The organism is Halorubrum sp. GN11_10-6_MGM (genome assembly GCF_005435165.1).
In the GTDB taxonomy this organism is placed as follows: domain Archaea; phylum Halobacteriota; class Halobacteria; order Halobacteriales; family Haloferacaceae; genus Halorubrum.
Genome location: NZ_SGUC01000002.1, coordinates 1 through 21679 on the forward strand (window position 1 = coordinate 1; position 21679 = coordinate 21679).

21 protein-coding genes are annotated in these 21679 nt (G+C 72.0%); 14 read left to right on the plus strand and 7 right to left on the minus strand.

What is annotated here, in order from left to right; translation table 11 throughout:
• Positions 1-402 precede the first annotated feature (402 nt).
• Positions 403-1221 carry an inositol monophosphatase gene (locus EXE46_RS01205; RefSeq protein WP_137686680.1) on the minus strand — a complete coding sequence of 273 codons (819 nt, stop codon included), beginning with the start codon at positions 1219-1221 and terminating at the stop codon, positions 403-405.
• Positions 1222-1374: 153 nt separating this feature from the next.
• On the opposite strand from EXE46_RS01205, the gene EXE46_RS01210 reads away from it, so the two are divergent.
• Positions 1375-1632, plus strand: coding sequence for a hypothetical protein (locus EXE46_RS01210; RefSeq protein ID WP_137686681.1), 258 nt, complete (start codon positions 1375-1377; stop codon positions 1630-1632).
• Between the two features lie 78 nt (positions 1633-1710).
• Here EXE46_RS01210 and EXE46_RS01215 read toward each other — a convergent pair whose 3' ends face one another.
• The 3 genes from EXE46_RS01215 to priS are packed head-to-tail and all read right to left on the minus strand — an operon-like array spanning position 1711 to position 5302.
• Entirely contained in the window at positions 1711-2961 is a 1251-nt protein-coding gene (locus tag EXE46_RS01215) for an MBL fold metallo-hydrolase (protein ID WP_137686682.1), read from the minus strand.
• Positions 2962-3000: 39 nt separating this feature from the next.
• Positions 3001-4128, minus strand: a complete 1128-nt coding sequence (locus tag EXE46_RS01220; RefSeq protein WP_137686683.1) for a hypothetical protein — start codon at positions 4126-4128, stop codon at positions 3001-3003.
• Positions 4129-4138: 10 nt separating this feature from the next.
• A complete protein-coding gene (gene priS / locus EXE46_RS01225; RefSeq protein ID WP_137686684.1) occupies positions 4139-5302 on the minus strand; it encodes a DNA primase small subunit PriS in 1164 nt (387 codons plus the stop codon).
• 355 nt (positions 5303-5657) lie between these two features.
• Here priS and EXE46_RS16970 point away from each other — a divergent pair, with 355 nt between their 5' ends.
• The 6 genes from EXE46_RS16970 to EXE46_RS01250 all read left to right on the plus strand — a co-directional run bounded on the left by EXE46_RS16970 (position 5658) and on the right by EXE46_RS01250 (position 10699).
• Positions 5658-5804 (plus strand): hypothetical protein, encoded by a 147-nt coding sequence (locus tag EXE46_RS16970; RefSeq protein ID WP_172863951.1) that lies wholly within the window; start codon positions 5658-5660, stop codon positions 5802-5804.
• Positions 5805-6217: 413 nt separating this feature from the next.
• Positions 6218-6493 (plus strand): PadR family transcriptional regulator, encoded by a 276-nt coding sequence (locus EXE46_RS01230; RefSeq protein ID WP_004597247.1) that lies wholly within the window; start codon positions 6218-6220, stop codon positions 6491-6493.
• 143 nt (positions 6494-6636) lie between these two features.
• Positions 6637-7953 carry a Glu-tRNA(Gln) amidotransferase subunit GatD gene (gatD, locus tag EXE46_RS01235; protein WP_137686685.1) on the plus strand — a complete coding sequence of 439 codons (1317 nt, stop codon included), beginning with the start codon at positions 6637-6639 and terminating at the stop codon, positions 7951-7953.
• The gene (locus EXE46_RS01240; protein ID WP_137686686.1) at positions 7950-9059 is read left to right on the plus strand and encodes a GNAT family N-acetyltransferase; all 1110 of its coding nucleotides are present in this window, start codon (positions 7950-7952) and stop codon (positions 9057-9059) included. The genes gatD and EXE46_RS01240 overlap by 4 nt, the downstream gene beginning before the upstream one ends.
• Positions 9056-9268 (plus strand): hypothetical protein, encoded by a 213-nt coding sequence (locus EXE46_RS01245; protein ID WP_137686687.1) that lies wholly within the window; start codon positions 9056-9058, stop codon positions 9266-9268. Before EXE46_RS01240 ends, EXE46_RS01245 begins: the two co-directional genes overlap by 4 nt.
• A gap of 90 nt (positions 9269-9358) precedes the next feature.
• On the plus strand, positions 9359-10699 hold the full coding sequence (locus EXE46_RS01250) for a DUF6498-containing protein (RefSeq protein ID WP_137686688.1): 1341 nt from the start codon (positions 9359-9361) through the stop codon (positions 10697-10699).
• 6 nt (positions 10700-10705) lie between these two features.
• On the opposite strand, the gene EXE46_RS01255 is transcribed toward EXE46_RS01250, so the two are convergent.
• Complete coding sequence (locus EXE46_RS01255; RefSeq protein ID WP_137686689.1) at positions 10706-11242, minus strand: HPP family protein; 537 nt, start codon at positions 11240-11242, stop codon at positions 10706-10708.
• A gap of 143 nt (positions 11243-11385) precedes the next feature.
• Between EXE46_RS01255 and EXE46_RS01260 the strand changes: the two genes are divergently transcribed.
• Entirely contained in the window at positions 11386-12423 is a 1038-nt protein-coding gene (locus tag EXE46_RS01260) for a prepilin peptidase (protein WP_137686690.1), read from the plus strand.
• A 466-nt stretch (positions 12424-12889) separates the two neighbouring features.
• On the opposite strand, the gene dnaG is transcribed toward EXE46_RS01260, so the two are convergent.
• Positions 12890-14455 (minus strand): DNA primase DnaG, encoded by a 1566-nt coding sequence (dnaG, locus tag EXE46_RS01265; RefSeq protein WP_137686691.1) that lies wholly within the window; start codon positions 14453-14455, stop codon positions 12890-12892.
• A 177-nt stretch (positions 14456-14632) separates the two neighbouring features.
• On the opposite strand from dnaG, the gene EXE46_RS01270 reads away from it, so the two are divergent.
• From EXE46_RS01270 to EXE46_RS01290, 5 genes are all read left to right on the plus strand, one after another.
• Positions 14633-14917 carry a DUF3311 domain-containing protein gene (locus tag EXE46_RS01270; protein ID WP_241981482.1) on the plus strand — a complete coding sequence of 95 codons (285 nt, stop codon included), beginning with the start codon at positions 14633-14635 and terminating at the stop codon, positions 14915-14917.
• Positions 14917-16401 carry a sodium:solute symporter gene (locus EXE46_RS01275; RefSeq protein ID WP_137686692.1) on the plus strand — a complete coding sequence of 495 codons (1485 nt, stop codon included), beginning with the start codon at positions 14917-14919 and terminating at the stop codon, positions 16399-16401. Before EXE46_RS01270 ends, EXE46_RS01275 begins: the two co-directional genes overlap by 1 nt.
• Positions 16402-16535: 134 nt before the next feature.
• Entirely contained in the window at positions 16536-17000 is a 465-nt protein-coding gene (locus EXE46_RS01280) for a hypothetical protein (protein ID WP_137686693.1), read from the plus strand.
• Between the two features lie 109 nt (positions 17001-17109).
• Positions 17110-17982 carry a YqcI/YcgG family protein gene (locus EXE46_RS01285; RefSeq protein ID WP_137686694.1) on the plus strand — a complete coding sequence of 291 codons (873 nt, stop codon included), beginning with the start codon at positions 17110-17112 and terminating at the stop codon, positions 17980-17982.
• A complete protein-coding gene (locus EXE46_RS01290) occupies positions 17975-18523 on the plus strand; it encodes a cysteine hydrolase family protein (protein WP_137686695.1) in 549 nt (182 codons plus the stop codon). Before EXE46_RS01285 ends, EXE46_RS01290 begins: the two co-directional genes overlap by 8 nt.
• Before the next feature lie 37 nt (positions 18524-18560).
• Here the strand turns inward: EXE46_RS01290 and EXE46_RS01295 are convergent, their stop codons facing one another.
• Complete coding sequence (locus EXE46_RS01295; RefSeq protein WP_137686696.1) at positions 18561-20033, minus strand: MATE family efflux transporter; 1473 nt, start codon at positions 20031-20033, stop codon at positions 18561-18563.
• Between the two features lie 176 nt (positions 20034-20209).
• Between EXE46_RS01295 and EXE46_RS01300 the strand changes: the two genes are divergently transcribed.
• Positions 20210-21658 (plus strand): HEAT repeat domain-containing protein, encoded by a 1449-nt coding sequence (locus EXE46_RS01300; protein ID WP_137686697.1) that lies wholly within the window; start codon positions 20210-20212, stop codon positions 21656-21658.
• Positions 21659-21679 lie beyond the last annotated feature (21 nt).

A 21679-nucleotide genomic window follows, 5' to 3' on the forward strand; every position in this document is an offset into this window, starting at 1 on the left:
CGCGTCAGATCTTGAAACGTATCGAGAACTGGTCTGTTCGATCTTTCACGACTACGCCGATCGGATAAGCTTCGCAAAGTCATGGATTGATCGCTTCTTATCTATTCAAAAGTTATGACTATCACTATCGGCGTCTCGTGATGACGAGAGAGCGAAGCTCTCTCGAACCACGCTCCTCGCTCGCGTTGCTCGCTGCGGTGCTTACAGCGCCTCTGACCGCCTCGCGACCGCCCCTTCGAGTCCCACCCACCCCGCACAGTACCTCACGCCTCCCCAGCCTCGGCGGACGGCCCGGCGCGGCTCCGCTCGCGCCGGACCGCCGCCTCCCTCGCGGGCCCCTCGCGGCCGCCCTCGGCGGCCGCCCGGCGGCGCGCCGTCGGCATGTTATACAACTAGCCGCGCTCAGTTCGGGTCCTCGATCGCTCGGGCAGCGGCGAGCACCTCGTCGTGGAGGGCATCGTTCGAGGCGACGAGCCCCGTCGAGTCGTGCCGCCAGCGATCTCCAGCCAAGTCCGTCACGCGCCCGCCCGCCTGCCGGATCACGAAGACGCCCGCCACCGTGTCCCACGGGTTCGCGGCGACGTTCGTGATCGTCCCCTCCAGCCCGCCGGCCGCGACCGTGGGGAGCACTACCTGCGCGGCGCCGAGCCGACGCATATCTCCGAACCGGGTGACGATCGCCTCGCAGGCGCGGGCGTACTCGTCGCGGGCGTCGTACGCCCACCAGATCGTCGGGTCGACGGTCGCGCGCCGGGGCTCGGTGGCGTCGCTCACCGAGATCGGCTCGCCGTTGCGGTACGCGCCCGTCGCGTCGGCGGTGTAGGTGTCGCCGAGCGCGGGGGCGACGATCGCGGCCGCAACGGGCTCGCCGTCGACGACGGCCGCGACCGCGGTGGCCCATACCCGGATGTCGCGGACGTAGTTGTGCGTGCCGTCGATGGGGTCGATCACCCACGCGGGGCCCTCCTCGGGCACGGTCTTCCGTTCGTCTTCTTCCTCGCCGACGACGGCGTCGTCCGGGTACGACTCGCGGATCTCGTCGATGACCGCGCGCTGGGCGGCGCGGTCGGCCTCCGTCACCACGTCGTCCTCGCCTTTCGTCTCCACGTCGATGTCGCTCCGGAACCCCTCGCGCGCCACGGCCGCGCCCGCCTCCGCGGCGCGCGTCGCGACGGCCGCGCGCTCGGCGACGTCATCGGCGCGCTCGTCTGCGTCGGTCATGCCCCCCGTCGCCGCTCCGGCGGCGTATAAACGTCGATTCCGCGCCCCGCCGCTGTCGCCCCCGGCGCCCCCGGCAAGCTTCGCCGCGCGGTCGAAATTAACTCGGTTCCGAATCTGAGTACCTTTAAGTGGGTCGCGGCCGCAGGAATGGGTATGGAACCAGAGGAAGCGGTCCGTCAGCTCGAATACACCATCGACGCCTCGCTCGACGAGATCGGTCAGCGCGCCGCCGCCGGCTACCGCCCCACCTTCGAGCGCGTGGCCGAACGCGCGGACGGGGCCGCGGTGTACGACCTCGCGGGCCAGCTCTCCGCCGAGGTCGTCGAGGGGTCCTGTCCCTCTCCGGCGGAGGCGAATCAGGTCGCCGAGCGCGTGCTCGACGACTGGGCGTACACCGACGGCGGGGCGTAAGGAACTCCCTCCCCGCTCCCGGTTCTCTCGTCAGCGTCGAACCGGAAGCCGCCATTCTCTCCCGCCGTCGGGAGCCGGTCACACCTCGGTCCGCTCCCCGATTTCGGGCGCGCTCGCCGCGACCCCGTCCGCGCGCAGGTCTTCGGCGAACGCCTCGCAGCGGTCGCCGTGATTCACCAGCACCTGCGCGTCTCGGTACGGGCGCAGGAACGACTCCAACCCCTCTCGGTCGGCGTGCGCGGAGAAGTCGTACGACTCCACCCGCGCGCTCACGGGCCGGACGCGCCCGTTCAGCTCCAGCTGCCCGCGCTCCTGAAGCTCTCGGCCCGGCGTCCCTTCCACCTGATACCCCGTCAGCGTCACGAGGTTCGTGGGGTTCGTCCGGATCTCCGGGAGGTAGGTGTGGACCGGCCCGCCCGCGAGCATCCCGGACGTGGTGACGATGGGCGCGTTCTCGGCCGCGATCCGCTCCCGCTGTCCGTCGCGGCCCGTGACGATGCGCGCCCGGCCGACCGCGTCGCCGAACGCGTCCGCGTCGCGCAGGAACGCCGGGTAGCGGCCGAGCATCTCCGTCACCTCGACGCCCATCCCGTCGACGTACGGCGTGAGTCCGTTCGCGGCCGCGACGAGCAGCAGTTCCTGCGTCCGGCCGATGGCGAACGCGGGCGCGACGACGGTGCCGCCCTCCCAGATCGCCCGCTCGACGCGCTCCGCCCACGCCGACTCCACCGCGGCGCGGTCCTCGTGGGTCACGTCCGCGTAGGTGGACTCACAGACCACGACGTCGGCGTCGGGGCGCGCGGTCGTCCCCGCGACCAGCCGCTGGTCGTCGGTGTGGAAATCGCCGGTGTACAGCAGCCGGGTGTCGCCGTCGTCGACGAGGACGTGCGCGGAGCCCGGGATGTGCCCCGCCGAGAACAGGGTCACCTCGTAGCCGCCGCCGTCGATTCCGCCGGCGACCGGGAACGCCTCCTCGTAGCCGTGTCGTCGCTCGACCTCGCCGAGCCGGGCGACGTGTTCGGCCCCGAACGGACACAGCGGGCTGTTGCCGTGGAGCTTCAGGGTGTCCTCGGCGAGGATGCGCGCGAGCTCGCCGGTCGGCGGCGTCCAGTGGATCGCCGGCCGGCGGTCGCCCTTCAGCAGCGCGGGGACCGCCCCGACGTGGTCGAGGTGGCCGTGCGAGACGACGACGGCCTCCGGCTCGGGATCGCGAACCGGGTACCGCGGCGGGTCGGCGGTCATGAGCCCGTAGTCCAGAATGAGGGTCTCGTCGACGAGGAGGGCGCTCCGACCGACCTCGCGGGCGCCGCCGAGGAACTCCAACTCCATCGACGGCCCGTAACCGCCGGCGGGGTTAGTGTCCGTCGGTCAGTCGATGCGCTCGGCCGCGTCGCGCTGGACCAGCGGGTCCGCGTTCTCGACCGGGAGGGAGACGACGTCCTCGCTGGCGAGCTCGTACTCCCGCTCGTCGACGCCGAAGATGGCTCCGACGTCGCGGGTGATCCGGACAGTCGCCCGTTCGGTCTCTCCGTCCGGTCCCGGGTCGGCGTCCGGATCGCCGCCTGCCGCCCCTCCGGACACCGCGCCGCCGTCCGTCGTCGCCTCGGCGCTCGGCCCCTCGTCGGCGTCGCTCGCGGGAGCGCCGTCCGGGGCGTCGCTCGCGGGAGCGTTGTCCACGGCGTCGCCCGCGGGAGTGCCGTCCACGGCGTCGTCGGAGTCGTCCTCGACGCCGACCGCCCCCGGGGGCGCGGGCTCCGGCGGGACCGGAGTCGGCTCGTCGTCGCCGTCGGTCGCCGCGTCTCCGTTCTGCTCCGGGACATCGGGCGCGGCGTCGTCCTCGGTCGGCTCGGACGACGCGCCGAGGGGCGCCTCTCCCCCGTTGCCTCCCATCGCGCCGGTGAGGGCGTCGGCGGCGTTTTCGTCGGCGTCCGCCCGTCGGGAACTCGGATCCGTCGACGACGCCTCGGCCGACGACTCGGCGACTTCGGCCGCCGAGTCGTCCGACCGCCGGTCGCCCGGCACCGAATCGACCGATTCCGCGGGATCGGCGGCGGCGGGCGACTCGGCGCCGGGCGAGTCGTCGGCCGCCGACCCGCTCGCCACCGGCGAATCGCCGGCGAGCACGTCGAGCACCGTCGACTTGTTCGCGGTGATGCGCTCGACGAGGTCGTCGAACAGCCGGCGCTCCTCGGTCGTCATCCCCTCCTCGTCGACCGACATGTCGGCCGCGGCGAAGGAGGCGAGCTTGACGACCTTGCCGACGCGGCGCTCGTACAGCGCCTCGGCGACCTCCTCTGCGGTCTCCACCTCGTCGGAGAGCCGTCGGACGTCGTCGTCGGCGAACGGGTTCTCGACCTGCTCGGCGCGGCGGTCGCGCGCGGCGCGGAGGTCCGCGACGTACGCGCCCACGTCGTCGTAAAACGAGTCCCGCAGGTGCTGGAGGCTGTCCTTCCGTCGCTCCTTCGCCTGCGCGGACCGGAGTTCGTCGAGGTTCATCTGTGGTCGGTCATCGTTCGGGCGCTTTCCGCGCCTCGCCGCGGGCCATCAGGAAGGCTCCCGCGAACTCGGGCACGGTGTTTCTACCGGATTCAACTCTGACGCGCTCACCGTTTAATTCTACCGTCCGATCCGCGTCCGTCTCGATCCGGATCTCGCGGCCGACGAACCGGTCGGGGACCGCGTCGCGGAGGGGGTCGAAGTCGGCGAGTTCGTCGCGGTCGAGCGGCGTGACGACCAGCGCGGAGCCGCCGTGGAGCGTCCCGGGAAGCCGGATGAGCCGTCGGGTGTCCGTGGTCACCGGCTCGTCGATCGGCGCCGCGTCGGTCGCGGCGACGCGCGAGGCGAGCGCGGAGACGAGCCGCCGCACGCCGGGGCCGCCGGCCTCCACGTTCCCCTCCCGGACCGCGGTCGGGTTCCGGTCGAACGCGCCGAGGATCGTTTCCGCGCGCCCCTCGCCGATCCCGTCGAGCTCCATCAGTCGCTCGCGCGCGGTCTCGTCGTCCATCTCGCGGAGGTCGTCGGCGTACTCGACCAGGGCGTCGTGGACGCGCGCGCCCCACCCGCCTTCGGTCCGGAGGACGCGCTTCGTCGTTCCGCGGTCGGAGACGGTCCGGATCAGGCCGTCGGTATCGAGGTCGATCGCCCGCACGTAGTCGACGATCTCCCGTCTGGCCTCGCTGTCCAGCTCCCGGACGCCCTCGTCGCGGACGTGGACGTGGTAGCCGCGGCCGCCCGAGAAGACGACGGTCACGTCCTCGAACGTGAAGTCGTCGTCGATGAAGTCCAACAGCCGCAGGAGGGCGTCCTTACACGCCGCCAGCATCTCCGGGTACGAGGTCGTCTCCGGGTCGACGCCGGGGAGGTGGTCGGCGTCCAGATCGAAGACGAGGTCCGCGTTCCGCCATCCCTTCTGTCCCATGGTCGCCGCGCCGGGATCGTCGTACCGCGCGGCCGAGAAGTACGCGTGGCGGGGCGCGTTGTCCGCGAAGAACGTGTCGACGTCGCCGAGGTCGAACAGCGACTGGTGGCGGACCATCGTCGTCCCCGACCCGGGGGTCCACGGGATGTGGCCCCACTCGCGGAGGTTCGCGTCGGGCGGGAGCGACAGCGACACCGACCGGTAGTAGTCGCCGAACCGCCCCCGGAGGTACTCGCGGGTCCGCTCGTCCATCTCTCCGTCCCTACCCGCGGTCGACGTATCAACGTTGCCGTTCAAGAGCGGGCGCGGCGCCGTCCGCGTACGAATGATGCCAATGCGGTGGCGCGCGCCTGCGAGCGGCCGACAGGCCGCGAGTAGCGAGAAACCTTGGGTCTCTCGCTGGAGTCGGGCGCGCGGAGGACGACCGGAGGGAGTCCGAAGGCCGCGCCCGACGAGGCTGGGGAGGCGCGAGGTGCGGGGCCGGGCGGGACTCGAAGGGGCAGGGCTTCGGCGGTGGTCGTGTCGATCGGCGCTTCGCGAGCGTTCGCCGCAGTCGCCGCCTCGTCTCGGCCACAACACTATCCGGGACCGCTCCGTACCCGTTCGCATGCGCTCCGAAGAGGAGGTCAGAGAGCAGTACGAGTTCCTCCGCGAGCAGTTGGACGACGAGGAGATGAGCCACCGCGGCGTCGAGGAACTGTTCACGCACTACAAACGCGCGCTCGGTTGGGTGTTAGAAGAGGAACACATGTGAGCGACGTACGACACGTTTATGACGCTCTACCCAGTACACCCACGTGACGCTTCGTCTGGAGGGCCGAAGCGTCAGCGGGGACCAATCGGCAGGCCCGACGCGGCTTTTTTCCGCGTCGGGCGTGCCTTCTTCGGAAACTGATTCGACTAGCGTCCCGCACGAACTCGAGACGCTCCGTATCCCGACTCCGACGTCCGCCGGGACGGACCGCGCTCCCGACTCCGAATCGCTGACACGTCAGACGGTAAAAACGAGTTTGCGCCGCCGACGTGCGACCTCGTTCCGACAGACAGTTGCGGAGTTGACACAACGAGCCCGTCGGTTACGGAGGGTAAATGGCCGCGGGGCGGTCGTCCGAGGACTGAAATAACGGTATATTTATTTATTTTCGACAGGTATGTATGAGCAGTTGTATGTACGACCTCACAGGTTTTCAGCGTGACCTGCTCTACGTGATCGCGGGGCTCGACGAGCCGCACGGGCTGGCCATCAAGGAGGAGCTCGAAGAGTACTACGAGAAGGAGATCCACCACGGCCGCCTCTATCCCAACCTCGACACGCTCGTCGAGAAGGGACTCGTCGAGAAGGGCCAGCGCGACCGCCGCACCAACTACTACACGCTGACCCGCCGCGGGCGCCGCGAGATCGAGGCCCGTACCGATTGGGAAGCCGAGTACATCGAGCACTGACGCGGCCGCCCGTCGCTCCCCCACCCGACCGATAAGCCGCCGCTGTTCTTCCCTTTCGCCGCTGTTCTTCGTCCGCTGCTCGGCCCGCCGCCGTGCCGTCCCGAACGGTTGGATTCAAGTCCGCCCCGGCGGAACCGGAGCGTATGCAACCGGGAGATCGCGTCCGCGTCGAGCGCGGGGGCGTCACCAACGAGGGCGTACTGCTCCCCTCCACGACGCGCGACCACCTCGTCGTCAAGCTCGACGGCGGGTACAACGTCGGTATCGACCGCGACGAGGCCGACGCCGAGGTGTTGGAGTCCGGCGTCCGCGAGGTCGACCCCGCGGCCGACGCCGACGACGGCGGCGACGCCACCTCGGAGATCACCTTCGACGAGGGGCTGCCCACCGTCTCGCTGATCTCCACCGGCGGAACGATCGCCTCCACCGTCGACTACCGGACCGGCGCCGTCACCGCGCAGTTCGACGCCGAGGACGTCCTCCGCGCGGTCCCCGAACTCGCCGGACGCGCGAACTACCGCGGCCGGGTCGTCGCGAACATCCTCTCGGAGAACATGGACCCGTCCATCTGGCGCGACCTCGCGGACGCGGTCGCCGAGGAGATCGAGGCGGGCGCCGACGGCGTCGTCGTGATGCACGGCACGGACACGATGCAGTACTCCGCGTCCGCGCTCTCCTTCATGCTCGACTCGCCGGTCCCGATCGTGTTCACGGGGAGCCAGCGCTCGGCGGACCGGCCCTCCTCGGACAACGTGATGAACGCGGTGTGCGCCGTCGAGGCCGCGAAGGCCGACCACGCCGAGACGCTCGTCTGTATGCACGCGAGCCCCTCGGACGACGCCTGCGCGCTCCACCGCGGCACGCGCGTCCGGAAGAACCACACCTCGCGGCGGGACGCCTTCGAGACGGTCGGCGCCGAGCCGCTCGGGCTGATCGACTACGAGGCCGCCGCGGAGGCGGGAAGCGAGGGCGACGCGGCCGACGCCGCGATCGAGTGGCACCGCGAGCCGCTCCCGCGTAGCGGCGGCGAGAGAGGCGACGAGAGCGCGGTCGACGTCGACCTCGCCCCGGACCTCGACGGCGACGTCGAACTCGTCAAGTTCACGCCCGGGATGGACCCGGCCGCGTGGGAGTACCTCGACGGCAAGGACGGCGTCGTTATCGAGGGGACCGGCCTCGGCCACGTCCACACCGACCTCATCCCGCGGATCGAGGAGCTCGTCGAGGGCGGCACCGTCGTCGCGATGACGAGTCAGTGTCTCGCCGGCCGCGTCTGCGACCGCGTGTACGACACCGGCCGCGACCTGCTCGACGCGGGCGTCGTCGAGGCGGGCGACACGCTTCCCGGCACCGCGAAGGTGAAGCTGATGTGGGCGCTCGCGAACACCGCCGACCCCGCCGACGCGATGGGCCGCGACCTCGCCGGCGAACTCACCGAGGAGTCGCGGCCCTGGCGATGAGCGAGGGCGACAGCGGCGACGGCGTCGCGGGCGCCGATACCGCCGACCCCGAGACGACCGTCGTCGTCCGCGAGGCCCGCCCCGCCGACGCCGACGCGGTCGCGGCGTTCACCGGGGACACGTGGGGCGAGCGCCACGAGGACTACATCCCGCGGGTGTTCCCCGACTGGGCCGCGTCCGACGACCCCGACCGGGGCACGTTCGTTGCGACGCTTCCCCCGGAAGCCGTCGACGCTGACGGCATCGACGACCTCGACGGCCGAGCGTCGGGCGACACGCACGTCGAGGGCGACGGGACCGGCGCGGCCGACGCGGGCGAGCCGGAGGCGGTGGTCGGCTGTATCCAGGGCGCGCTGCTCTCCGAGTGGGAGGCGTGGGGACAGGGGATCCGCGTCGACCCCGCCGCGCGCGGCCACGGCGTCGGCACGGCGCTCTCCGAGGCCGCGCTCGGCTGGGCCCGCGAGCGCGGCGCGACGGTCTGTCGGAACATGGTGTTCTCGTGGAACGTCATGGGGCTCGGCCAGTCGCGCGCGGTCGGCTTCGAGCCCGAGACGGAGGTCCGGTTCGCGGAGCCGGAGCCCGACGCCGACGCGCTCGACGGCGACGCGGACGCCGCGACCGCCGACGGCGACGCGGTCGCCCCCGTCGCCGACCCCGATCCGAACGCGGCGTGGGCGTTCTGGAGCGACAGCGACGCCCGCGACCACCTGCGCGGCCTCGCGCTCGATCCGGGCGAGTCGTGGGCCTGCTCGCAGCTCACCCGCGAGCGGCTCGCGGCCGCGGCCGCCGAGGGGCGACTGATCGCGGTCGCCGACGCGGCCGCGGTCGCCGGGTTCGCGGTCCGGACGCGCGTGACGGAGCGCGAGGTCGACGGGGAGACGACCCGGGCCGCGACGTACGGCGTCGCCGCGTGGCGTGACGTCGACGCGGCGGGCGTCCTGTACGACGCGCTCGCCGCCGACGCGGCCGAAGCGGACGCCGACGCGGCGCGCGCGCTGATCCCGGAGACGGTCGAACACGTGAGCGACACCGGCGCCAACCGCGTCCCGGTCGCCGGCGAGCCGGACTTCGTGATGTGCGCCGACCTCACCGGCGGGGACCGATGACCCTCTTCGGTCTCGCGCTCCCGTGGTCGCTGCCGCTCACGCTCGTCATCTACGGCGTCGTCGTCGCGGCCGCGGCCTGGATCTACCGCGACGCGAGGGCGCGCGGGAACCGCTACGCGATACTCTGGGCGCTCGCGACGCTCCTGTTCACGATCGTTCCGGTGCTCGCGTACCTGTACCTCCACCGCGACGCGGGACCGGCGCGCTGAGTCGGTCGCGCCTCGCGTCGGATCGGTCCGACGCCGCGCAGTTCGGTCGTCCCCGACCGCTTATGTGTGACGGCATGGAACGACCGACGGATGCCCTCCTCCCGACTCCCCGGACCGCTTCGCGCGCTCGGTCGCGGTCGTCGCCTCCGCGCGCTCTCGGTGGCGGTCGCCAACCTGCTCCCGCTGGTCGGCGTCGTCGCCCTCGGCTGGAACGCGGCCGCGCTGATGACGCTGTACTGGTTCGAACTCGGGATCACGTCCGGCTGGGCGCTCGTCCGCGCGCTGTTCGCCGGCAGACCGTCCGAGATCGAGCGGGACGGGCTGATCGTCGGCCCGCTCGCGGAGCGCCGCGCCGGGCTGTCGATCCCGCTGACCGGCGTCGAGATCCGATTCTCGTCGCTGCTCGTCCTCCCCATCGCCGCGGCGATCCTCGGCGTCGTCTGGGTGGTCGTCGGCACGCTCACCGTCGGCGTCGTCGCCGACGGCGGGCTGGGGCCCGAGGCGCTCGACACCGTGACGCTCGCGGTCCTCGCCGTCTTCGTCGGGGAGGGCGCGACGACGCTCGTCGAGTACTTCGGTCGCGGCGAGTACCGCGACCACAGCGCCCAAACGGCGATTCAGGGCGTGTTCGCCCGCGGCGCCGCGATCTTCTTCGGCGCGCTGGTCACCGTCACGATCGTCGGCGCGAGCACGCTGGAGGGCGACGCGCCGATCTCGGCGATCGACCCGGACGCGATCGGGCTGCCGCTCCTGCTCGGGATCGTCGCGGTGAAGTTCGCCTTCGACCTCGCCGGGCTGTACGGCGACCGCCTCGCGGCGTTCGACGAGTCGTCGGCGCTCGATCTGGGCTTCTCGCACGAACCGCCCGCGGCGGAGCCGGTCGACGGCTCGCTCGCGGAGCCGGTCCGCACCGTTCGCCAGCCCGTCCGCGCGCGGCTGGCCGGGGCGCTGACGACGCCGCTCGGCCACCCGGGGCTGTGGTACCTCGCCTCGCTCCCGGCGCTCGGCGCCGCGCTGTTCGCGATCGGCGGCGAGTGGGGGGCCGTCGCCCTGCTCCTCTGCGTCGCCGCCGCCGTCCCGCTCGGCCTCGCCGCGCTCGACCACGAGCTTCGACACGGACTCGTCGCCTACCGCGCCGGCGGCGACGCGCTCGCGGCGCGCGACCGCCTCTCCGGCGTGACGCTCTGGCGCGTCGAGCCGTGGGACGAGACCGACCTGCGCGTGGAGCGGGGGCGGCTCGACCGCCGGCTGGGAACCGAGACCGTCGTGATCGAACTCCGGGACGACGAGCATCGGATCCCGGGACTCGCCGACCCCGAACCGATACTCGACGTGTTCGACCGGCGGGCGACTCGGCCGGACGGACAGGCCGGGCCGGACGGACAGGCCGGGCCGGACCGACAGGCCGGACCGGATCGATCGACCAAGTGAGCCGCGTCAGCCGTTCGCGTCGCTCGTCTCCTCCCACCCGGACAGCGAGTGCGCGTCGCCGCCGACCCGCTCGAACGCGAGGAGGGCCCCGGCGTGGACGGCGACGAGGACGGTCACGCTCGCGACGATGATCGCCACCGCCGGCGGCGTCGAGAGGAGTCCGAGCGAGGCGATGAGCGTCGTCGCGCACGCGGGCGGGTGGACCCAGTCGGTCGCGATCATCGCCCAGCTGGTCGCCACGAGCGAGAGGACCGCGCTCGCGGTCAGCCGGAACCCCTCGGGCGAGAAGGCGGGCGGCGTCGCCGTGAGCGCGGCGCCGTCCGCGACGACCGCCCACGCCGCCAGCCCGGCGAGCCCGCCGAGGAGGTGGCCCCCGACGACGCGGACGGCGCGGTCGCGGTCGGTCGGCGGGTCGAACGCGAGGACGAACGCGGACGGGCCGAGGCTCGGGAAGACGAACGGCCGGCCGGTCGCCCACGCGACGAGGCCCAAGACCGCGAACAGCAGGCCGGCGTACAGGCTGGTTCCGAGGCGGCGGCGCATTGCGATCCGGTCGGCTGGCGAGTCACAAAGTCCCGACGGATCGGGGACGCCGAGGCGGCGCGACGGCTCGGACGCGGACCGGCGGTATCGATCGCGATACGCGAACCCGAACGCCTAATTGGTCTCCCCTCGGCCGTGGAGACATGTTTGCGACGCTGCCGGACCTCCTCCGACTGCTCGTCGTCCCCGTCTTCGCGTGGGCGGCGATCCGGGACGTCCGGACCCGGCGCCTCCCGAACCGGATCTGGCCCCCGCTGTACCTGTTCGGCGCGCTGCTCCTCGTGTGGGAGGCCGTCTCGCTGTGGCCGTTCGCCGGGTTCGACGGGCGGATCTTCCTCGTGCGGGGCGCGATCAGCCTGCTGTTCGTCGCGCCGCTCGGCTACGCCTTCTGGTACCTCGGCGCGTTCGGCGGCGCCGACGCGAAGGCGATGATCGCGCTCGCGGTGATCTTCCCGACGTTCCCGGCCTACGAGCTCCTCGGGGTCACGCTCCCGCTCGTCGACACCCAGCTCGGCGTGTTCTCGCTCACGATCCTCACGAACACCGTCCTCATCGGGCTCGCGTACCCGATCGGCCTCGCCGGTCTCAACCTCGTCCGCGGCGAGGCCTCGCCGACCATGTTCTTCGCGCGCCCGGTCGAGACCGACTCGCTGTCCGACCGACACGGCCGGCTGTTCGAGGACGCCGACGGCCCGACCCGGAACGGGGTCGATCTGGACGCGCTCCGGATGTACCTGCGCTGGCGCGGGCTCACGCTCGCGGACCTGCGGGGCGACCCGGACGCCCTCCGCGACCCCGACTCGGTCGGCGAGACGTTCGACCCCACGGACGGCGGGACGCACGTCGGCCCCCGGACGGACGGTGGGCGCGCGGTCGACCGGGAACCCGAGGACGCCGACGACGCGGTCGACGCCGGGGGTACGGGCGACGGGACGGGCGACGCCGACCGCGACCCCGACGATCCGTGGGCCGCCGCGCGCTTCCTCGACGACATCGACCACGGCGCCTACGGCACCGACGCCGCGACGCTCCGCGACGGCCTCGATGTCGTCGCCCGCGAGGACCGCGTGCTGGTCTCGCCGGGGATGCCGTTCGTCGTCCCGATGGCCGCCGGGCTCGTCGTCTCGCTGACGTACGGCGACGCGCTGTTCGCGGCGCTCGGCGCAGTCGGGTGGGTGTGAGTGAACGACGACGAGCGCATTTATAAATGGCCGAGCGGTGCGGTGGCGTGTGCCGACGAGCGCCCGCAGGGCGCGAGTCGCACGCGCGAGGGAGTCGCTGGCGGCGCCAGCCGCCAGCGACGAGGCTGGGGAGGCGTGAGGCGCGGTCGCGGTGCGTTCCCGCGAGCGAAGCGAGCGGGAGCACGGAAGTCGCAGCCCGCGCAGCGAAGCGAGCAGGACCGTCTTCCGGAGGGGCGGGACTCGAAGGGGCAGTCGCCGGCGGCTTCGCCGCCGGCTGCCCGTGGCGCGTCGCGCCACGCTGCCGCGAGGGCGAAGCACGACGACGCAAGGACCGCAGGAGCGAGCGAAGCGAGTGACGAGGACCGCAGCGAGTCGCGCGAGCCGTCGCGGCTGGGGCTTTGGCGGTGTTCGCCGCCGATCCGCGAGCGGCCATTTATAAACAAAAGGCGATGACCGCGCCGTATCGTCAGCTTCCGGCGCGGAGGTCGGCCGCAGTCAACACCCGCGTCCCGACCGGACGCTTCACGAACTCGCCGAGGTCGCGGCCGACGAGGTCACCGACTCCGCGCTGGGCCGACACGTCGAGCAGCCGCTGGTCGACGGTCCCGTCGACGACGACCGCGTGCGGCGCGGTCTCGGCGCCCTCGACCGCGTCGAACGCGTCTCCGGCGTCGACCTCGTCGAGCACGTCGAATCCCTCGTCGAGGAGCCGCGCGCGGCCGGTTTCGTCGTCGACGACCTCGCCGACGTGGGCCGCTATCGAGTCCGGTTCGTCGGTGTCGACGGACTCGTCGGCCGGATCGGCGTCGGTGTCGACGGACTCGTCGACCGGATCGGTATCGGCTTCGTCGGTCTCGTCGGCCGGATCGGCGTCGCCGTTGCCCCCGGAGTCCGCGTCGGGGGCGTCGTCACCGTCCGCGCCGGGACCGACGCTCGCCTGCGACTCGCCGTCGTCGGTCGTCGCAGTCGGCGAGTCGTCCGCTCCGCCGGTCGGGGTCGGATCGCGGATTTCGGCCGCCGCGTCGGCGTCGGCCGGCTCGGTCGATCCGTCCCCCGATGTGTCGCTCCGTACCGCGCCCCCGTCCCCGACGCGGGCGACAAAGCCGGAGGCGTCGCCGTCGGCTCGCTCGTCGCTGTTCGTTCTCTCGCCGCCGTTGACGACGCCCCCGTTACCGGGGTCGCTCTCGGTCGCCCCCTCGTCGCTGGCGGCCGCCCGGAGGTCGGCGGCGTCCGCGAGGCTCGCGTACGGGACCTTCCCCCGGAGCGCCTCGAAGACGGCGTCGCGGCCGAGGTCCTCGACGGACTCGCCGGGGGGCGCGAACGCGACGTAGTCGACGTCGCCCACCTGCGAGAGCTCGCGGAGGATGAGCTCGCCGCCGCGGTCGCCGTCGAGGAACGCGGTGACGGTCCGGTCGGCGGTCAGGTCGGCGACCGCGTCGGGGACGTTCGTCCCCTCGACGGCGACGGCGTTTTTGATCCCGCAGTCGAGCAGCGTCAGCACGTCCGCGCGCCCCTCGACGACGATGACGGCGTCGGAGTCGCCGACGCGGGGCCCCGCCGGGAGTCCCTCGTAGTCGACGATGCCCTCGACGCGGGCGGCGTCGCGGACCTCGTCTAACACGTCGCTGCTCGCGAGGCTCGTCTCCTCGAACCCGCCGGCGATCAGCTCCTTCGCCCGCTCGACGACCTCGCGGCGCTTGGCCGCGCGGACGTCCTCGATGCTCGTCACTTCGACGGAGGCGTGACAGGGACCGATGCGGTCGATCGTCTCCAGCGCGGCCGCGAGGATCGCGGTCTCGACCTTGTCCAGGCTCGACGCGACGGTGACCTCGCCGAACGACTGCCCGTTCTCGGACTCGACGGAGACGTCGATCCGACCGACGCGCGAGGACTCTTGGAGGTCCCGGAGGTCCAACTCGTCGCCGAGCAACCCCTCCGTCTGGCCGAACACCGCGCCGACCACGTCGCTCCGCTCGACGACGCCGTCGGCCGCGATGGTGGCGTGTATCAGGTATTTCTCTGTGTCTTTCATGAGTGGTGAATGGTGATTACGGGCGGTAGCGCCCGCCCGTGTATCGTTGCGTTCCTCGCGGAAAATAGCTATCGCCACGCTCCTCCGGCGACCGATGTTGAAGAGAATTTTTCTCCGATAACTATGTTCGAACTCGTTCGTTAGTTCTTAGTTCCTATAGATGTACCGTTGACTCACATGACGCGTTCACGGAGCGATATCGTGTGGATACCGACGTTCGCGATCCTCGTGGCGTTCGCGGTCCCGTGGCCCCTGTGGGGCGTCGACCGCGTCGTCGCGGGGCTGCCGGTGTGGATCTGGTGGCACGTAGCGTGGCTCGGGCTGTGTGCGACCCTGTTCGCGCTGTTCGTCCGGAGCGGCGCGTGGGAGCGCGGGATGGGACAGCGCCCGACCGCGGTCGCCGACGCGGGGACCGTCGAGGAGAGCGCGACCCCGACCGCCGACACGGAGGGGGACCGCTGATGACGCTCGGCCTCTCGCTCGGGATCGTCGTCGGCTACCTCGTCGTCGCGCTCGGGCTCGGCCTCGTCGCGTACCGCGTCTCGGAGACGACCGCCGAGGACTACTACCTCGCGAATCGGTCGATCGGGACGCTCGTCCTGTTGTTCACGACGTTCGCGACGCTGCTGTCCGCGTTCACCTTCTTCGGCGGCCCGAACCTCGCGTACGCCGCCGGGCCGGAGTGGCTGATCGTGATGGGGACGCTGGACGGCGTCCTGTTCGCGGTGCTGTGGTACGTGATCGGCTACAAGCAGTGGCTGATCGGCGCCCGCAACGGCTACGTGACGCTCGGCGAGATGCTCGGCGACCGGTTCGGTTCGACCGGGCTTCGCGCGCTCGTCGCGGGGGTAAGCCTCCTGTGGCTGTTCCCGTACGTGATGCTCCAGCAGATGGGCGCCGGCGAGGCGCTCGTCGGGCTGACGGGCGGCGCGGTCCCCTACTGGGGCGGCGCGGCGCTCATCACCGGGTTCATGATCCTCTACGTCGCCGTCGCGGGGCTCCGCGGCGTGGCGTGGACGGACACGCTCCAGGGGCTCTTTATGCTCTCCGTCGTCTGGATCGCGGCGGCGTGGGTCGTCTCGTCGCTCGGCGGCGTCGGCGCCGCGACCGAGGGGATGCTGGCCGCCCGCCCCGAGTTCGGGAGCTTCGGCGGCGGGACGTACACGCCCGGATTTATCGTCTCGACGGCGATCACCATCGCGTTCGGCGTGACGATGTTCCCGCAGATCAACCAGCGGTTCTTCGTCGCGAAGTCGGCGACGACGCTGAAGCGGTCGTTCGCGCTGTGGCCTGTCCTCGTCCTCCTGTTGTTCCTCCCCGCGTTCATGCTCGGCGCGTGGGCGGCCGGGACGCCGATCGAGGTGCCGGACGGCGCGAACGTGTTGCCGGTGATCCTCGGCGAGTACGCGCCGGCGTGGTTCACGGCGCTCGTCGTCGCGGGCGCGATGGCCGCGATGATGTCCTCCTCGGACTCGATGCTGCTGTCGGGGTCGTCGTACTTTACCCGCGACCTCTACCGACCGCTGATCGACGCGAACGCCTCCGAGCGGCGCGAGGCGTGGATCGCGCGGATCGGCGTGGCGGCGTTCGCGACGCTTTCGTTCGTCGCGAGCCTGTTCCGGCCCGGGACGCTGATCGAGGTGGGCGACACCGCGTTCTCCGGGTTCGCGCTGCTCGCGCTCCCGGTGATCTGCGCGCTCTACTGGCCGCGGACGACGCGGACGGGGATGATCGCGGGCGTCGCGGTCCCGCAGGTCGCGTACCTCGCGGTGGTGCTGTCGGCGGTCGTCGGCGCCGTCCCGACGCTCCCGCGGACCGTGTTCGGCGGCTGGGACGTCGCCCTCGGGCTGATGGTCCTGTCCGGCGCGCTCACGGTGGGCGTCTCGCTGCTCACCGCGGCGACCGACGAGGGCGACGCCTCCCGGTTCGCGGTGGCCGGAGACTGATCGACCGCGGCGGTTGCTTCCACCGACCGCCGCCCGCACCCGCGGAGCGACTGATCGGATGGGCAGTGCGAACCGATTTCACTCCGCACACGTCTATTTTTATACTCAGGCGATCATTTATAAGTGGAATCACAATGAGACGCCTTTCCCTACTCCTCGTCGTTTCCGTGCTGCTCGCGAGCGCGCTGGCCGGGGGTGCGGTCGCGCAGACGGACGACGGCGACGACCTGTACGAGTCGCTCGAAGAGATGGTTCCGGTGTACAACGAGAACGCCGACGCCGTCGACCTCGGGCCGATCAACCTCGCCGGAACGACCAACATCTACATCGAGGACGGCGACGGCGAGGTGACGTACTCGATCACCATGGACGAGCGCAACCGGATCACCGCGCTCGACGACAGCCGCAGCGACGACGCGGTCCGGAAGATCACGACCGACCGCGAGACGCTCGAAACCATCGCCGCGGCGGACAACCCCGCGGCGGCCTTCCGGAGCGCGGTCGCGAACGACGACATCGTGATCAGCGGTGAGGACGGGCGGTTCTTCGAGGGCGTCAAGTGGACGGTGATCAACGCGTTCAAGGGATTCTTCATCTGAACGCCGGCGATCCGCGCCGGTGATTGCGACGCTCCGAGCGGCCGGGACGGCGCTCCGAGCGGTCGGGCATCGGCGAAAGTCAAAAGAGCCGTTCCGGGCTATGACTCGTATGAACGAGCCCGGTACCGAGGGCGTGCTGTTGGACCAAGCGACCCTCCACGACCGGCTGGACGACGCCCCGGACTGGCTGCGCGAGCATTACCGCACGTTCCGCGAGTCGATGCTCGGCGAGCGCGACGGGTCGCCGTTCCCCTGCTACTTCGGGATCGAGGTCGAGCGCGAGGGCGACCTCCTGTACGCCGCCTGCGAGTCGACGACGGACCCGGCCGCGCTGTTGCGGCTGCGCGACGTCCTCGTCGAATACCTCGACGCGTACCCCGACCACGCCGACCGAGCCCCGCTGGCGGTCTTTTTCAAACCTCCGGAGGGCGACCGCGGGGAGGCCCACTACCACGAGCGGCTCTGGCACGCCCTGGAGTTCCTCCACGTCCACGATCCCGAGCCGTGGCCCGACGACATCCCGACCGACCCGGACACCCCGCGCTGGGAGTTCTGCTTCGGCGGCGAGCCCCTGTTCCCGACCTCGCGGGCCCCCTTCTACGAGGAGCGCAAGAGCCGGTACTCGCCGGTCGGACTGGAGATCACGTTCCAGCCTCGGGCCGTCTTCGAGGGGATCACCGCCGACACCGAGGCCGGCGAGCGCGCCCGCGAGGTCATCCGCGACCGGATGGGCGACTACGACGGCGTCTGCCCCCACGCCGACCTCGGCGACTGGGGCGTCGAGGGCGACCGGGAGTGGACGCAGTACCTGTTCCGCGAGGACGACGCCGCCAGTCCAGACGCCTGTCCGCTCGACCCGACGCGCGACCACCCGAAGGCACCGGCCGAGCTCCTCGAACCCGGCGCGTGGCGAGCGTTCGACGACGACGCGGACCCGGGCGACCGCGACGCCTCCCTCACCGCGGGGCTCGGCGATGACTGACGACGCCGTCCTCCTCCTCGTCGACTTCCAGACCGGCTTCGACGGGCCGGGCTGGGGCGAGCGCAACAACCCCGAGGCCGAGTCGGTCGCGGCCGCACTCCTCGACCGCTGGCGCGAGACCGACCGCCCCGTCGCGCACGTCCGCCACGCCTCGACGGAGCCGGACTCGCCGCTGCGCCCCGACGCCCCCGGTTTCGCGTGGAAGCCGGAGACGACCCCGGTCGACGGCGAGCCGACGTTCGAGAAGTCGGTCAACGGCGCGTTCCTCGACTCGGGGCTCGACGCGTGGCTCCGCGAGGCGGGTTACGAGTCGCTCGTCGTCTGCGGGCTCACCACCGACCACTGCGTCTCGACGACGACGCGGGAGGCGGAGAACCGGGGGTACGACGTCCGCGTCGTCGCCGACGCGACCGCGACGCACGCCCGCGAGGCGCCCGACGGCGAGCGGATCGACCCGGAGACCTCCCACCGCGTCGCGCTCGCGCACCTGAACGGCGAGTTCGCGACGGTCGTTGAGGGCGCCGACCTGCTCGCGGACTGACCGAGAACTCCCTGACTACGCGTCGCCGACTCCCCGCTCAGTCGTCGTCGGCCGCCTCCGCTCCGCCCTCGCTGCCGCCCCCGCTCGCCCGTTCGGCCGCGTTCGCGAACATCCCGCGCCGCGTCGTGTACAGGAAGTACGCGCCCAGTCCGAGGAAGCCGACGACGTTCGAGGCCGCGACCGCCCAGAAGACGGCCTCGACACCCCAGCCCAGCCCCGGCGTCACCGCGACGCCGAACGCGCCGAACGTCGTCGCGACCGGCACGGCCGCGACCGCGATCGGGAACCGGACCGCCCAGTACTTGATCAGGTCGGCGACGAACGAGGTACGCGTGCGAGAGGCGCCGTTGAACCCGGCCAGCAGGGTGTACGTGCCGCCGAGCGCCCAGTAGCTCGCCGCGAGCAGGCGGAGGTACGTCACCGCGAGGCCCCGGCCCGTCGCCGTGAGATCGGGCGCGAGGAGGTCCGCGATCCCGCCGGCGAAGAGGAATTGGAGGGCGCCGAGCGCGAGGAACCCGCCGACGACCATCCCCGTCCCGACGGTCGTCATCCGGCGGGCGCGCTCGGGGGCGTCCGCGCCGAGGTTCTGTCCGATCATCGACTGCGCGGCCTGTTGTATCCCGAGCGCCGGGACGACCGCGAGCGTCGCCACCCGCGCGCCGACCGTGTACGCCGCGACGCCCGCCGCGCCGCCCGCGACCGCGACCAGTCCGACCACGAGTACCCTGACGAGCTCGCTCACGCCGCGCTGGCCGCCGAGCGGGAGGCCGACCGAGACCACTTCTCGGACGGTCGCGAGGTCGAGCGCGAACGCCTCGCGGGTGAGCCGGAAGGTGTCGCGGCCGATCCCCGCAGCGTACCCGAACACCCACAGGAGGCCGGCGACCCCGGCGAGCGCGGTGCCGAGCGCGGCGCCCGCGACGCCGAGGCGCGGGACCGGTCCCACGCCGAAGATGAGGACGGGTGCGGCCACGAGGTTGACGAGGACGCCGACGAGGCTCACGTGGAACACCGCGCGGGTGTCGCCGTACGCCGTAAAGCAGTTCTCGACGGTGTCGCCGACCGCGCCGACGGGGAGGACGGCGGTCACGATCGCGAGGTACGTCGCGGTCGTCCCCGCGAGCGCGGGGTCGGCGCCGAGCAGCGCCACAACCTCCTCGGCGTAGACGGCGACCGGGAGCGCGACCGCCGCGGTGACCGCGAGCGCGACGAGCGCGCCGTTGACCGCGGCGCTGCGCGCGCCCGCCTCGTCGCCGTCGCCGGCGCGCTGCGCGACGAGGATCTGGGTGCCGACCGCGCCGATCACGACCGTCGCGCCGAGCAGCGACTGGATCGGGAGGCTGAGGCCGACGGCCGCGACCGCGTCCTCGCCCACCCGCCCGAGCCAGAACGTGTCGACCAGCGCGTTCGCGACGTAGACGAGGTTCTGCGCGACGAGCGGCGCGGCGAGGACGAGCAGCGCCCGCCCGACCGGCCCGTCGGTGATCGCCTCGCGGTCGACGTCGAACATCGGATCGTTTCGACGTAGTGTTGGGAAATTAAAAGTATACTGGTGCTGAAACGCTCGCCGCGTCGGCCGATCCCTCGGTTTCCGCGGGACGATGGCGCGAACCGACCGCGTCCGGGCTGCGCGGAGCCGCCGCGAAGGGAAACCTCTTAATGGACTACACACGGAGGTCGTGGTATATGAGCAACGGCGACGACGACCCGGCCGACGCCGACGAGGCCGACGCCGCGGACGACGGCGGAGACGCCGGCGAGCCGACGGAGACGGCCGCTCCGACGCTCCCCGACGACCCGACGGAGGAGTCCCTGAACGAGTACCTTGACGAGATCGCCGATCGCCTCGACGCCGCGGAGACCGAGGCCGACCTCGACGACGTCGCGGCGCTGCTGGACGACGCGGAGAGCGGCATCGAGGAGGCGGACCTCCCCGAGCCGGACGAGGACGACGAGGACGCGGACGACCCCCGCGCCGACCTCGAAGCCCGCGTCTCGGAGCTCCGAGACGGCGTCGAGGACGCCCGCGGCCCGTACGGTGAGGACGTCGTCGACGCGGTCGAGGCCGCCGCCTCGACGGTCGAGGGCACGGAGTGGACCGAGGCCGGACACGACGACGTCGCGGCCGCCGTCACGTCGTTCGTCGACGAGGCGGCCGACGCCATCGACGACGCGGCCCCCGCCGCGATCGACGAGGCCGACGAGGACCCCGAAGCGCTCCTCGCGGAAGCCGACGACGCGGACAGCGAGGAGGACGCCGCCGCGGAGCCGGTCTCCACCGATCAGCTCGTCGCGGCGCTCGACGCCGTCGCGGCCGCCGTCGCCGACGCCGACTTCGACGCGGACGACGACGCGGACGTGATCGCCGCGCTGCTGGCGGCGACCGACGAGCTCGAGACCGGCCTCGACGAGGCCGAGGAATGGGACGACCTAGAGACCCACGAGCAGCTCCGCGCGCAGGGGTACTACGACGTGCTCGGCCACTACAAGGACTTCCCCGTCGAGTGGGCCGCGCTGAAGGAACACGAGGCGCGCGGCAACGTCGACATGATCCTGCTCGCGCTCGACTCCCTCCAGTCCGAGTTCATGGAGCGTCACTGTCTGGAGGCGTTCGAGCGGATGGGCAAACGGGGCAAGACCGAGGCCTCCGTCGAGGAGATCCTCGGCCGGGCCGAGAAGCGCGACCAGCCCGCGATCCGAATCCTCGGGAAGATGGCGGCCGAGGAGGCGACGGAGACGCTCGTCGAGTACGTTGACGAGGATTCGAACCCGCAGCTCCAGAAGGCCGTGTTCAAGGCGCTCGGAGAGATCGGCGCCCCGGAGGCCGTCCAGCCGCTCGCGAACCAGCTCGACCCGGACGGCGACACCGACGAGCTCGTCCGTCCCCACGCCGCCCGCGCGCTCGGGCTGATCGGCGACACGCGCGCCGTCAAGCCGCTCGCCGACGCGCTCGACGCGCACCCGTCCGACGACGTCCGCGCGGCCGCCGGCTGGGCGCTCCGCCAGATCGGCACCCGCGAGGCGCTCGAGGCCGTCGCCGAGTATGCCGACGAGCGCTCCTTCGTCGTCTCCACCGAGGGCGAGAAGGCGCGCGACGCGCTCGACGACGAGCCCGAACCCGCGGCGACGGCCTGACGCGGGCGCCGTCCGGCCGAC